Origin of the sequence: Collimonas rhizosphaerae (assembly GCF_038896935.1) — a bacterium.
Classification (GTDB): domain Bacteria; phylum Pseudomonadota; class Gammaproteobacteria; order Burkholderiales; family Burkholderiaceae_D; genus Collimonas; species Collimonas rhizosphaerae.
In genome coordinates this window covers 14,399-26,603 of the sequence record NZ_JBANDC010000021.1, presented here as the reverse complement: position 1 = coordinate 26,603, position 12,205 = coordinate 14,399, and the positions used below count along the sequence as shown (strand labels likewise).

Sequence of the window (12,205 nt, the reverse complement as noted above, 5' to 3'; positions counted from 1 at the left end):
CATATGTATTGTGAGCGGGGTGGTTTTTCTTTGTTGCGCCGGCCGTCAAACTGCATGGCGTCAAACTTCAAACAGGAAAAACATCATGCCACTCGCACTTTGGGCGCTGACGCTCAGCGCTTTTGCCATCGGGACGACAGAATTCGTTATCGTTGGCCTGATTCCGACTATTGCCGCCAGCCTTGGCGTTTCCGTTCCGTCGGCCGGCTTGCTGGTCAGCCTTTATGCATTGGGTGTCGCGGTAGGCGCGCCGGTGCTGACAGCCTTGACCGGCCGCGTGCCGCGCAAGCATCTGCTGCTGGGCCTGATGGCCTTGTTCACTGTCGGCAACCTGGTGGCATGGATGGCGCCGGGGTATGAAGCGCTGATGGCGGCGCGTGTGCTGACGGGGCTGGCGCACGGCGTGTTCTTCTCGATCGGATCGACCATTGCCACCAGCCTGGTGCCGAAAGAAAAGGCAGCCAGCGCCATTGCCCTCATGTTTACCGGGCTGACGGTGGCCTTGGTCACCGGCGTGCCGCTCGGTACGTTCATCGGCCAGACTTTCGGCTGGCAGTCGACTTTCCTGGCAGTGTCGCTGCTGGGAGTGATTGCGTTTGTCGGCAGCTGGATCCTCGTGCCTGACAATATCGCCAGCAGCAAGCCGGCATCGTTGCTGACCCAGGCTGCCGTCTTGAAGAAACCGCGGCTGTTGCTGGTATATGCGATCACGGCCCTGGGTTACGGCGGTTCTTTTATCGCTTTTACTTACCTGGCGCCGATCCTGCAGGAAGTCTCCGGCTTCTCGGCTTCTACGGTGAGCCTGGTCATGCTGGTGTACGGCGTTTCAGTGGCATTCGGCAATATCTGGGGCGGCAAGCTGGCTGACAGGAAGGGGCCGATACGCGCATTGCAGATGGTGTTTACCTTACTGGCGCTGGTCCTGTTCGTGCTGACTTTTACCGCGGCCAATCCTTGGCTGGCTGTGCTGACCGTGCTGGCCTGGGGCGCTTTTGCCTTCGGCAACGTGCCGGGCTTGCAGGTGTATGTAGTGCAGCAGGCGGAACGCCATGCGCCGCGTGCGGTGGATGTGGCTTCCGGCCTGAACATTGCAGCATTCAATGTCGGCATTGCGCTGGGCGCCTGGGGCGGCGGCCTGATCGTCAGTCATCTCGGCTTGATGGCGACTCCCTGGATCGGCGCTATCGTGGTGCTGGGCGCGTTGGGCCTGACTTCGCTGGCGGGACGGCTGGATCGGCGGGATGGGATTGCGCCCATCGTTGGCGCGGGGCATGCGGTTGCCATGCATTGATCGGCGAAGCCCAGCCGGCTGCAGTTTTGCGCTGCCGCAGGGTGTGGTAATCCTGGCCTTGCCAAATTTCTGGAAATCCTGCACTATTGGCCTTGATTTTAATAATCCTTTACTGAAAAACATGTCTTTCGCACGCGCTTATTTCTTTTTTTACTTTAGCTATTCCAGCCCCACGGCGGTGAAAAGCGGTAAGCGTTCGTAAGTAAAGAGCAAACCGAAATTTCTAAAAAACCGCCAGCGATGGCGGTTTTTTTATACCCAGTCACTTTTGAGCCAGGAGAAAAACATGCTACGCACCGACGATCTGCGCATACGAGAAATGAAAGAATTAGTTCCGCCATCCCATTTGATCCGCGAATTCGGCTGTTCCGAAAAGGTGGCCGAGACGGCCGCCAATTCGCGCATTGCCTTGCATCGTATCTTGCATGGCCAGGATGACCGCCTGATGGTGGTGATCGGCCCGTGCTCGATCCACGATACCAAGGCGGCGATGGAATATGCCGGCCGCCTGGTCGGCGAGCGCGAGCGCTTCAAGGGCGAGCTGGAAATCGTCATGCGCGTGTATTTCGAGAAGCCGCGCACTACGGTGGGCTGGAAGGGCCTGATCAACGATCCGTACATGGACAACAGCTTCCGCATCAACGACGGCTTGCGCATGGCGCGCGAGCTGCTGCTGAACATCAATGAACTGGGCCTGCCGGCCGGCACGGAATTCCTGGACGTGATCAGCCCGCAGTACATTGCCGACCTGATCAGCTGGGGTGCGATCGGCGCCCGTACCACCGAATCGCAGGTGCACCGCGAACTGGCTTCCGGCTTGTCATGCCCGGTCGGTTTCAAGAACGGCACCGACGGCAACATCAAGATAGCAGTGGACGCCATCAAGGCCGCTTCGCAGCCGCATCATTTCCTGTCGGTGACCAAGGGCGGACATTCGGCGATCGTGTCGACCAACGGCAATGAAGACTGCCATATCATCCTGCGCGGCGGCAAGGCGCCGAACTACGACGCGGCCAGCGTCGAGGCGGCTTGCAAGGATATCGCCAACAGCGGCCTGGCATCGCGCCTGATGATCGACGCTTCGCACGCCAACAGCTCGAAGAAGCCGGAAAACCAGATCCCGGTATGCGCCGACATCGGCAGCCAGGTTGCTGCGGGCGACGACCGCATCGTCGGCGTCATGGTGGAGTCGCACCTGATCGCCGGCCGCCAGGACCTGGTGCCGGGCAAGGAACTGGTGTATGGGCAGTCGGTGACCGACGGCTGCATCAATTGGGAAGAAAGCGTGGCGGTGCTGGAAGGTTTGGCGGCGGCGGTAAAACAACGCCGTTTGCTGAACAGCAATCCGGCTTGAACAAGTAAGCGGAGCAGGGCGGATGGGTTATCCGCCTGCCCGTCTGCAAGACCGGGCGCTGTCAGAAGCGCTTGGTCAGCACCATCATCTCGCCTTCGCGCCGCATCTCGGTGCGGTTCAGGAACGACATGCCGAGCAGCGCGAACGGCAGCCCGGCTTCCTGCACCAGGGCATCGACCTGGTTCATTTCAATATCGCCGATCTTCACGGTGTTCAGCTTGACCATGTATGCCGGGGCCGCGCCGTTGGCGGTGTTGACCATGGTCATGCGACCCTTCTTGTAGTCGACGCCAAGCCGCATTGCATCCGAAGCGGGCAGGGCGATCATGGTGGCGCCGGTATCGACCAGCATGGTCATCGTCGCGCCGTTGATCTGGGCCTGCGCCACGAAGTGCCCCTGCGGATTGACTTTCAAGGTGACGCTGGAAGTAGCGCCCGGCGCGCTGCGGCTGACATATTCGCCGATGCCGATCACCTGGCGTTTGCCTTTGACCTCCAGCGTTGCGGTCGAACCGTTGGCTTCCACCAGCTTGACGTCGTCGGTGACCTTGCTGCCGACCGAGAAGGTCTTCGGCGCGGAGCCGTCGATGACCAGCACCGCCTTGCCCGGAAACAGGCCGACTACGCCGATATCGGAAGCTTGGGCGGTAATGGAGGCAAACAAAAACAGGCTGGAGATCAAGGCAAGCGGGCGCATGAGTATCCGACTTTCGTGGCAAGAGGTTGAGATGGCGCCGTATTGCCGATTTCATGATCAGCGGGCAACAGCAGAAGGATAATAACCTTATATGTTGCCTCGATACAATTTAACTACGGAATTTAATCACGGAAATTATTGAATTCCAGCGGCAGGTCGGCCACTTCCTTGCGCAGCATCGCCATCGCCGCCTGCAAGTCGTCGCGCTTGGCGCCGGTGATGCGTACGGCGTCGCCCTGGATGCTGGCCTGGACTTTCATCTTGCTGTCCTTGACGATGCGCACGATCTTCTTGGCCGCTTCGGATTCGATGCCATTCTTGATCTTGATGACTTGCTTGACCTTGTCGCCGCCGATCTTTTCGATCTTGCCGATGTCGAGGAAGCGGGTGTCGACATTGCGCTTGACCAGTTTTGCGGTCAGTACATCGCGCACCTGGCTCAGCTGGAATTCCGAGTCGGCATAGGCGGTCAGGTCGCGCTCTTTCAATTCGATGCGGGCGTCGCTGCCCTTGAAGTCGAAGCGGGTCGAGATTTCCTTGTTGGCCTGGTCGTTGGCGTTTTTTACTTCAACCAGGTTGGCTTCCGATACGGTATCAAATGATGGCATGGTGATATTCCTTCTATATGTTCAAACAAAGCCGGCCGCGGAACCGGTGGCTGGCGCGGCCGTCAAGCTATGCGCATTTTAGCGGACAAGAAACCCGAGGTGTCGGTCCGGCCGCGCTATTTTCTTGCCGGTCTGCCTGGCTCCGGGCGCCTGGCTGCCCGCTGGCGGTGGTTACTTACTTTATAATCCCGGTGCTATGACTATCTCCCAGCTTCCGCTCCAATTCGATTTTTCGCTGCGCCGGCACAATACCTTCGGTATCGACGCCAAGGCGCATGCCTATCTGCCGGTTACTTCACTGGAAACCCTGCAGGCGCTCAGGTCCGACGCTGTTACATCGGGTTTGCCGCGCCTGGTGCTGGGCGGCGGCAGCAACCTGGTGCTGACCCAGGATTTCCCGGGGCTGGTGTTGCATATGTGTAATCGCGGCCGGGAAATTGCCGGCGAGGATGACGATGCTGTCTATGTCCGCGCCGCCGCCGGCGAGAACTGGCACGAGCTGGTGCTGTGGACATTGGCGCAGGGTTTGGCCGGACTGGAGAACCTGTCGCTGATTCCCGGCAGCGTCGGCGCCGCGCCGATCCAGAACATCGGCGCCTACGGCATCGAGCTGCAAGAGCGCTTCCATGCCTTGACCGCCATCGATATGGAAAGCGGCGAAATCCTGGCGCTGGACCGGGACGCTTGCGCTTTTTCCTATCGCGACAGCGTGTTCAAGCACAGTCTGCGCGACCGGGCCATAGTGACGGACGTTACCTTCGCCTTGCCCAAGCGCTGGCAGCCCGACCTGCGTTACGCCGATGTGGCGCAAGAGCTGGACGCACGCAAACTGGCGCAGCCGAGCGCACGCGATATCAGCGATGCGGTGATCGCAATCCGCACCCGCAAGCTGCCGGATCCTGCGGTAGTCGGCAATGCCGGCAGTTTTTTCAAGAATCCTGTTGTTACGGCGGCGCAACGTACGGCCTTGCTGGCGCAGCATCCGCAATTGGTGAATTATCAACAGCCGGACGGCAGTTACAAGCTGGCTGCAGGCTGGCTGATCGATCAATGCGGCTGGAAGGGGAAAAGCCTCGGCGCAGCCGGCATCTATGAAAAACAGGCGCTGGTGCTGGTCAACCGCGGCGGCGCCAGCGGGCAGGATGTGGTGCGCCTGGCGCAGGCGGTGCAAGCTGATGTGATGGGGAAGTTTGGGGTGGCGCTGGAGCCGGAACCGATTTTTGTATGAGGCGCAAGCGCTTTGTATCTTAATGTGTCATTATTGGGTCACATAACGGAATTAAACTCTGTTATGCCTCATATCCAACACTCCCTAAGGTAATGGATTTAACCCGCAATGCAACCGCATCGCGGGTTTTTTTTGCCCTGGCGTATCAGGCGTAATGGCAGACGTAGTTCACCGTTTCCAGCGTCTCGATATCAAAACTCGAATTGGCCGGGATATCGAAGCTCTGGCCGTCGCTGTATGTGGTCCAGGCTTGCTGGTCTTTCTGGCGCACGCGGCAGCTGCCGCTGGTGATGTCCATGATTTCGGCAGCGCCGGTGCTGAAAGTCAGCGACGACGGCAGGATCACGCCCAGCGTCTTCTTGCTGCCGTCGGCGAAAACCACCGTGTGGGAAACACATTTGCCGTCAAAGTAGACGCTGGCTTGCTTTAGTACGGATACATTGTCGAATTGAGTGCTCATGACTTAAGGATGCTTTCTCATGGTTGGTTTTTATAACCCATTGTTTTAATGGTGCTTATTAGAACTGGCAGCTTGAACAGATCGATGCTGGCTTTATGTGTACGGGATTTTTGATGCAAATCATATTTTACGTTCCGTCTACACAATCAACCCGACTATTTACACAATCTTTACATCCAAACTGCTAATCTTCCTAACAAGATACCCACGATTGCGGATGTGATCATGTCGCCGGGATTTTGGTGGACGAGGTGCAAAAATGCAAAAAATATTGATTCCGGTTGACGGCTCGGACTATGCCTTAAGGGCTGTGAAATATGCGAGCTCGATGGTCAAGGGGGACACAGCCGCACAGATTCATTTGCTGAACGTGCAAGAACATCTTGACGGGAAAATCCAGGCTTACCTGTCTCTCGAAAAAATCAAGGCAATTGAAACGGCAGCGGCCGATGAAGTATTGAATCCCGTCAAGCGGATTCTGGAACAGGCCGAGGTCCCTTACATCGCCAGCACCCGCATCGGTCCGATTGCGAAGAGCATCGTTGACTATGTCCAGGAGCAGAAGTGCGACTGCATTGTCATGGGCACCCATGGCCGGGGAGCTTTGGGCAACCTGATCCTTGGTTCGATCATGAACAAAGTGATTCATCTGGTTCATGTGCCGGTGACGCTGATCAAATAAGCGTGCGCCGGCGTCAGGCCCATGTCCTCGAAGTCAACTGCAGCCAACCCGCTTTTGCGTGATATTCGCTGTATCTGGATGCAGCGATGCGACGACATTCACCGTGATCTGGAACCGCAGCTCAGTTGCGGCAGTGGGTCAAATCAAAATTCTCCACTCCTTCGTAAGAATTCATCATGCGTGCCAGTTCCGAGACCGACGAGCCTTTTTTGCTGTCGATGGCGAAGGCGATGAAATGCCATTTTGCATGCCTGTCGTGCGAGCTGATGGACAACGAATCCTTGGCAATCTCGTAGCCATGCTCCAAAGCCACCTTGCGCAGCGCTTCTTCGTGCGGGACAAAACCTTTTTCGAACTCAACCAGGATGGCTACGCCGGCGCGCGACGGCAGCCAGTATTCAAGCTTGGCTATCCACACCATGCAGATGGCGGACAGCAGCGTGAGCGATATTGCCGCCATGTAAAAACCGACGCCCACCAGGACGCCGATCGCCGAGGCTGCCCAGATCGACGCCGCCGTAGTGAGCCCCCTGATATTCAAGCCTTCTTTCATGATGACGCCGGCGCCGAGAAAACCGATGCCGGTGACGATTCCTTGTACTACCCGGGTTGGATCCGGATTGATCGGCAAGCCGGAGTGGCCGCCATACCAGAGCGCCGGATATCCGGCGAACACTGTCAGGGCGGTCGAAGCCATGCATACCAGGCCGTAAGTACGCATGCCGGCGGCGCGGCCATGATAGGCGCGTTCGTAACCGACCAGCGCCCCCAGGAACAAGGCTCCCAGCAAATTGAGAAACATGAGGACGTTAGCTCCGACCTCTGGGCCGGACCAATAAGCGGCCAATGAATCAAGTGAAAGAATGTTCATGCTTTTATCTGGGTTGATTGTCGGTACCGCGGTAATTGGTCCTAGGATAAACCCGTTGCGCAATTGCGCCTGCATTTGACCCAAGCGACATTTTGCCTGTGGCCATGCCTGCCGGGGTGTTCCTTGGAGGATCTTTGACAAAAAAAGAACCGGCGCAAAGCCGGTTCTGTGTCACGCCTGTGCTGGCGGCTTATTTGCCGCTGCCGTGGATTTACTCTGCGTCTTTGTCGAGCAGCGGCAGCGATACGGCGTTGCTGGATGCCAGCAGGCCGGTGCTTTGATAGATCGCCAGCTTCTGGCGTGTATCGCTGATGTCGAGGTTGCGCATGGTCAGCTGGCCGATACGGTCTTGCGGCGTGAAGGCGCCCGCGCCCTTTTCCATGGTCAGGCGGTCCGGATGGTAGGTCAGGTTGGCCGACTCGGTGTTGAGGATCGAATAATCGTTGCCGCGGCGCAGCTCGATCGTGACCTCGCCGGTGATGGCGCGCGCCACCCAGCGCTGCGCCGTCTCGCGCAGCATGATCGCCTGCGAGTCGAACCAGCGGCCTTGGTACAGCAGGCGGCCCAGGCGGCGGCCGCTTTCGCGGTACTGCTCGATGGTGTCTTCGTTGTGGATGCCGGTGACCAGACGCTCGTAGGCGATGAACAGCAGGGCCAGGCCCGGCGCTTCATAGATGCCGCGGCTCTTGGCTTCGATGATGCGGTTTTCGATCTGGTCGCTCATACCCAGGCCGTGGCGTCCGCCGATGCGGTTGGCTTCCATCATCAGCTCGACCTGGCTGGCAAACGCGACGCCGTTGAGGGCAACCGGACGGCCTTCTTCAAAGCGCACGGTGACTTCCTCGCGCTTGACTTCGACGTCGTCGCGCCAGAAGGCGACGCCCATGATCGGTTCGACGATCTTCATGCCGCTGTTCAGGTACTCGAGGTCTTTGGCTTCATGGGTGGCGCCGAGCATGTTGGAATCGGTCGAGTAGGCTTTTTCCACCGACATCTTGTAATCGAAGCCAGACGCGATCATGAATTCCGACATTTCCTTGCGGCCGCCCAGTTCCTGGATGAACTGGTCATCCAGCCAGGGCTTGTAGATCCGCAGGTTGGGATTGACCAGCAGGCCGTAGCGGTAGAAGCGCTCGATGTCGTTGCCCTTGAAGGTGCTGCCGTCGCCCCAGATGTCGACCTTGTCTTCGCGCATGGCGGCCACCAGCATGGTGCCGGTGACAGCGCGTCCAAGCGGAGTGGTGTTGAAGTAGGTGACGCCTGCGGTGGAGATGTGGAAGGCGCCGCTCTGCAGTGCAGCGATGCCTTCGGCCACCAGCTGTTCGCGGCAATCGACCAGGCGCGCCAGTTCAGCGCCGTAGGCCTTGGCTTTCTTGGGGATGGCGTCGTAGTCCGGCTCGTCGGGCTGGCCCAGGTTGGCGGTATAGGCGTAGGGAATGGCGCCTTTCTGGCGCATCCAGTGCAGCGCGGCGCTGGTATCGAGGCCGCCTGAAAAGGCGATGCCGACTTTTTCGTTGACTGGAACGGATTGCAGGATATTGGACATGATATTTCTACGTGGGTTGTTGTGACTGGGGTTGTACTGTTTGTACCGTTAATCGACTTTTCCGAGCACCAGATATTCCAGCAGCGCCTTTTGCACATGCAAACGGTTTTCCGCTTCGTCCCAGACCACCGATTGCGGGCCGTCGATCACTTCGGCCGAAACCTCTTCGCCGCGGTGCGCCGGCAGGCAGTGCATGAACAAGGCGTCCGGCTGGGCGCGCTGCATCTTGGCCTGGTCCACGATCCAGCCGTCGAAGGCTTTCAGGCGCGCTGCGTTTTCATCTTCGTAACCCATGCTGGTCCAGACATCGGTGGTCACCAGGTCGGCCCCTTCGCAAGCATCGGATGGATTGGCGAAGAAGGTGTAGCGCTGGTTGTCGGCGGCTACCTGGCCGGGATCGATATCGTAGCCCTTGGGGGTCGAGACGTTGACGTGGAAACCGAATACCTGCGCTGCTTGCAGCCAGGAATACAGCATGTTGTTGGCGTCGCCGACCCAGGCCACCTTCTTGCCGGCGATGGAACCGCGGTGCTCGATGTAGGTGAAGACATCGGCCAGCACTTGGCAGGGATGCTGCTCATTGGTCAAGCCGTTGATCACCGGCACCCGCGAGTGGGTGGCGAAACGCTCGATGATGTCCTGGCCGAAAGTACGGATCATGATCACGTCGCACATGCGCGACATTACCTGCGCCGCATCTTCCACCGGTTCGCCGCGGCCGAGCTGGCTGTCGCGCGTATTGAGGTAGATGGCGGCGCCGCCCAGCTGGTGCATGCCGGCTTCGAACGAGAGGCGGGTGCGGGTCGAGTTTTTCTCGAACACCATCACCAGCGTGCGGTCGAGCAGCGTGTAGTGCGGTTCGTAATTCTTGAATTTGCGTTTGATGAGACGGCTACGTTCAATCACGTACTCGTATTCGTCCAGCGAAAAATCAGAAAACTGCAGGTAGTGTTTGATTGCCATAAATGAAAACGGCGGCCGCTGTGGCGACTGCCGCCGATAGTTGGAATTCCATTTTTAAAACAACTGCTCAACTGCCGCGCTGCCGTTTTCCCTGCTACCTGAGATTGGCTTAGAAATGAAATAAGTGCTTCAATTATAAGGGATTTCAGTAGAAAAGATACCTGTCAAAATATGGTGTTTTTGGCAATTAATACAGCTTTTGCGACGATTCATGCAGCAATTGCACGTACAGCTGATGGCGCATGGTCGCGATCTTGTTTTCCTTGACGGCTTCCAGCACGGCGCAGCTCGGTTCAGTCAGGTGGTGGCAATTGTAAAACTTGCATTTGCCGAGGTAGGGCGAGAATTCGACGAAGGCGCGTTCCAGCATGCCTTCGCTCAGCTGGTACAGGCCGAATTCCTGGAAGCCGGGCGAGTCGATGATGTTGGCGGGATGGCCGTCCAGGCTGGCGTCGGCCGCATCCATTTCGTACAGGCGGGTGAAAGTGGTGGTGTGCTTGCCGGTATCGAGGGCGGCGGAAATTTCGCGCACGGCGATGTCGGCGTCCGGCACGATCAGATTGATCAGCGACGACTTGCCCATGCCGGACTGACCGATCAGGATGGTCGACTGGCCTGCCAGCAGGGGCGCCAGCGTGGCGCAGGTCTGTTCCGGGAAGGCGCGCGCCGACACTTCATGCACCGGATAGCCGAGGACGGCATACAGCTGCAGGCGCTGCCGGGTTTTTTCGAGCGCATCGACGATATCGGTCTTGTTCAGCACGATGTGGGCGGTGACGCCGGCCGCTTCGGCTGCCACCAGCGCGCGTGAAATCAGGTCGTCGGCAAAACCAGGCTCGGTCGCCACCACGATGAACAGCTGGGTGACGTTGGCGGCCAGCAGCTTGGATTTGTACTGGTCGGAACGGTACAGCAGGCTGCGGCGCTCATCGATGGCTTCGATCACGCCCTGGTTGGGCGAGGTCAGTTTCAACTGCACGCGGTCGCCGACGGCGACATCGCTTTTCTTGCCGCGCGTGACGCATTGCAATTTCAGCGACTTCCCTTCTACAGTCCCTTGCACCAGGTAGTGCCGGCCGTGGGCGGCGATCACCAGGCCGCTGCCGGCCTGGCTGCCATGTTGCTTGCCGTTCTGCTTGTTGTGCTCAGCCATGGGCGGCCGATAACTTGTTGGCTAGCTTGTTGATGCGCACCGAGGCCGGCGGGTGCGAGTCGTAAAACGCCGAGTGCAGCGGATCCGGCGTCAGGGTCGAGGCGTTGTCTTCATACAGCTTGACCAGCGCGGTCACCAGGTCGTTGGCGTCGGTGTGCCGGGCGGCGAAGGCATCGGCCTCGAATTCATGCTTGCGCGAACTGATCGACGACAGCGGCGACAGCAGGAAGGTAAAGATCGGCAGCGCCAGCATGAACAGGATCAGCGCCATCGCGTCGTTATTGCTGAGGTCGGGCAGCAGCAGCGGATTGACGCCGAGGCCGGTATAGAACCAGAGCTGCTGTTTCAGGTAGCCGAGTAAAGCCAGGAAGGCCAGCGAAAGCGCAAACATGACGACGATGCGCTTGACGATGTGCTTCAGCTTGAAGTGACCCAGCTCGTGCGCCAGCACTGCTTCGATCTCATGCGGCGCCAGGCGCGCCAGCAGGGTGTCGAAAAAAACGATGCGCTTGCCGGCGCCGAAGCCCGAGAAGTAGGCATTGCCATGGGCGCTGCGCTTGGAGCCGTCCATCACGAACAAGCCCTTGGAAGCGAAGCCGACCCGTTTCATCAGGCCCTCGATACGGTCGCGCAGGCTGTCGTCGCTGAGCGGCGTGAACTTGTTGAACAGCGGCGCGATCACGGTCGGGTAGAGCACCAGCATCAGCAGCTGGAAAGCGCTGAACACCAGCCAGGCGTAGAACCACCAGAGACCGCCCGATTTCGCCATCAGCTGCAATACCACCCAGATCAGCGGCAGGCCGATGGCGGCGCCGATCAGGGTGTTTTTCAGCATGTCGGTGAAGAACAGCTTGACCGTCATCTTGTTAAAACCGAAACGGGCTTCGAGCACGAATTGCTTGTAATAATCGAGGGGCAGGTCGATCAGGCCGGAAATCAGGGCAAACGCCACCAGCAGGCTCAACTGGTAGACCATGCCCGGGCCGGCCCAGCTGAACATGACGCCGGAAAGCCATTGCAAACCGCCGAGCAGGGTGAAGCCGATCAGCACGGCGGCGCTCACCAGCATCGAAAACAGGCCGAATTTGGTCTTGGCGACGGTGTAGTCGGCGGCGCGCTGGTGGGCCGCCAGGGGGATCTTTTCGGCGAATTCGGCCGGCACCGCGCTGCGATGGGCCAAAACATGGCGGATCTGGCGCGAACTCAGCCAAAAGCGCACCACCAGGGTGATCGCCAGGAAAACCACAAACAAAACCGAAAATGCAAATGAAGACATGTAGTCCCTATGTGAGAAAATAGCCGCTTATGGCTTGCGCAAACAAATGCCGGGCCTGTCTTAGCTAAATATAACG

General features: G+C 58.6%; 12 protein-coding genes. 4 read left to right on the top strand and 8 right to left on the bottom strand.

The window, feature by feature from the left end:
- Positions 1 to 85: 85 nt before the first annotated feature.
- Together V8G57_RS22525 and aroG are read left to right on the top strand one after the other, a co-directional pair.
- Entirely contained in the window at positions 86 to 1,291 is a 1,206-nt protein-coding gene (locus V8G57_RS22525; protein ID WP_342831298.1) for an MFS transporter, read from the top strand.
- 286 nt (positions 1,292 to 1,577) lie between these two features.
- On the top strand, positions 1,578 to 2,645 hold the full coding sequence (gene aroG, locus V8G57_RS22520; RefSeq protein ID WP_092401117.1) for a 3-deoxy-7-phosphoheptulonate synthase AroG: 1,068 nt from the start codon (positions 1,578 to 1,580) through the stop codon (positions 2,643 to 2,645).
- Between the two features lie 61 nt (positions 2,646 to 2,706).
- Here aroG and V8G57_RS22515 read toward each other — a convergent pair whose 3' ends face one another.
- Positions 2,707 to 3,342, bottom strand: coding sequence for a retropepsin-like aspartic protease family protein (locus V8G57_RS22515; RefSeq protein ID WP_092401120.1), 636 nt, complete (start codon positions 3,340 to 3,342; stop codon positions 2,707 to 2,709).
- Between the two features lie 122 nt (positions 3,343 to 3,464).
- Positions 3,465 to 3,950 carry a YajQ family cyclic di-GMP-binding protein gene (locus tag V8G57_RS22510; RefSeq protein WP_014007212.1) on the bottom strand — a complete coding sequence of 162 codons (486 nt, stop codon included), beginning with the start codon at positions 3,948 to 3,950 and terminating at the stop codon, positions 3,465 to 3,467.
- Positions 3,951 to 4,146: 196 nt separating this feature from the next.
- On the opposite strand from V8G57_RS22510, the gene murB reads away from it, so the two are divergent.
- Positions 4,147 to 5,178, top strand: a complete 1,032-nt coding sequence (gene murB / locus V8G57_RS22505) for a UDP-N-acetylmuramate dehydrogenase (RefSeq protein WP_342831297.1) — start codon at positions 4,147 to 4,149, stop codon at positions 5,176 to 5,178.
- A gap of 145 nt (positions 5,179 to 5,323) precedes the next feature.
- Here murB and ppnP read toward each other — a convergent pair whose 3' ends face one another.
- The gene (ppnP, locus tag V8G57_RS22500) at positions 5,324 to 5,638 is read right to left on the bottom strand and encodes a pyrimidine/purine nucleoside phosphorylase (RefSeq protein ID WP_092401123.1); all 315 of its coding nucleotides are present in this window, start codon (positions 5,636 to 5,638) and stop codon (positions 5,324 to 5,326) included.
- Between the two features lie 259 nt (positions 5,639 to 5,897).
- On the opposite strand from ppnP, the gene V8G57_RS22495 reads away from it, so the two are divergent.
- The gene (locus V8G57_RS22495; protein ID WP_186450557.1) at positions 5,898 to 6,320 is read left to right on the top strand and encodes a universal stress protein; all 423 of its coding nucleotides are present in this window, start codon (positions 5,898 to 5,900) and stop codon (positions 6,318 to 6,320) included.
- A 121-nt stretch (positions 6,321 to 6,441) separates the two neighbouring features.
- Here the strand turns inward: V8G57_RS22495 and V8G57_RS22490 are convergent, their stop codons facing one another.
- The 5 genes from V8G57_RS22490 to V8G57_RS22470 form a co-directional block, all read right to left on the bottom strand.
- The gene (locus V8G57_RS22490; RefSeq protein WP_342831296.1) at positions 6,442 to 7,122 is read right to left on the bottom strand and encodes an MgtC/SapB family protein; all 681 of its coding nucleotides are present in this window, start codon (positions 7,120 to 7,122) and stop codon (positions 6,442 to 6,444) included.
- 280 nt (positions 7,123 to 7,402) lie between these two features.
- Positions 7,403 to 8,737 (bottom strand): argininosuccinate synthase, encoded by a 1,335-nt coding sequence (argG, locus tag V8G57_RS22485; protein ID WP_092401132.1) that lies wholly within the window; start codon positions 8,735 to 8,737, stop codon positions 7,403 to 7,405.
- Positions 8,738 to 8,785: 48 nt separating this feature from the next.
- Entirely contained in the window at positions 8,786 to 9,700 is a 915-nt protein-coding gene (gene argF, locus V8G57_RS22480; RefSeq protein ID WP_342831295.1) for an ornithine carbamoyltransferase, read from the bottom strand.
- 187 nt (positions 9,701 to 9,887) lie between these two features.
- Positions 9,888 to 10,853 carry a ribosome small subunit-dependent GTPase A gene (gene rsgA, locus V8G57_RS22475; protein ID WP_342831294.1) on the bottom strand — a complete coding sequence of 322 codons (966 nt, stop codon included), beginning with the start codon at positions 10,851 to 10,853 and terminating at the stop codon, positions 9,888 to 9,890.
- Positions 10,846 to 12,129: a M48 family metallopeptidase gene (locus V8G57_RS22470; RefSeq protein WP_342831293.1), complete on the bottom strand. Its 1,284-nt coding sequence runs from the start codon at positions 12,127 to 12,129 to the stop codon at positions 10,846 to 10,848. The genes rsgA and V8G57_RS22470 overlap by 8 nt, the downstream gene beginning before the upstream one ends.
- Positions 12,130 to 12,205 lie beyond the last annotated feature (76 nt).

Bases quoted from the DNA above. Each gene is read 5' to 3' on its own strand.
- V8G57_RS22470 (WP_342831293.1), bottom strand. From the start codon at position 12,129: ATGTCTTCATTTGCATTTTCGGTTTTGTTTGTGGTTTTCCTGGCGATC.
- V8G57_RS22525 (WP_342831298.1), top strand. From the start codon at position 86: ATGCCACTCGCACTTTGGGCGCTGACGCTCAGCGCTTTTGCCATCGGG.
- aroG (WP_092401117.1), top strand. From the start codon at position 1,578: ATGCTACGCACCGACGATCTGCGCATACGAGAAATGAAAGAATTAGTT.
- V8G57_RS22510 (WP_014007212.1), bottom strand. From the start codon at position 3,950: ATGCCATCATTTGATACCGTATCGGAAGCCAACCTGGTTGAAGTAAAA.
- ppnP (WP_092401123.1), bottom strand. From the start codon at position 5,638: ATGAGCACTCAATTCGACAATGTATCCGTACTAAAGCAAGCCAGCGTC.
- V8G57_RS22490 (WP_342831296.1), bottom strand. From the start codon at position 7,122: ATGTTTCTCAATTTGCTGGGAGCCTTGTTCCTGGGGGCGCTGGTCGGT.
- argF (WP_342831295.1), bottom strand. From the start codon at position 9,700: ATGGCAATCAAACACTACCTGCAGTTTTCTGATTTTTCGCTGGACGAA.
- murB (WP_342831297.1), top strand. From the start codon at position 4,147: ATGACTATCTCCCAGCTTCCGCTCCAATTCGATTTTTCGCTGCGCCGG.
- argG (WP_092401132.1), bottom strand. From the start codon at position 8,737: ATGTCCAATATCCTGCAATCCGTTCCAGTCAACGAAAAAGTCGGCATC.
- rsgA (WP_342831294.1), bottom strand. From the start codon at position 10,853: ATGGCTGAGCACAACAAGCAGAACGGCAAGCAACATGGCAGCCAGGCC.
- V8G57_RS22515 (WP_092401120.1), bottom strand. From the start codon at position 3,342: ATGCGCCCGCTTGCCTTGATCTCCAGCCTGTTTTTGTTTGCCTCCATT.
- V8G57_RS22495 (WP_186450557.1), top strand. From the start codon at position 5,898: ATGCAAAAAATATTGATTCCGGTTGACGGCTCGGACTATGCCTTAAGG.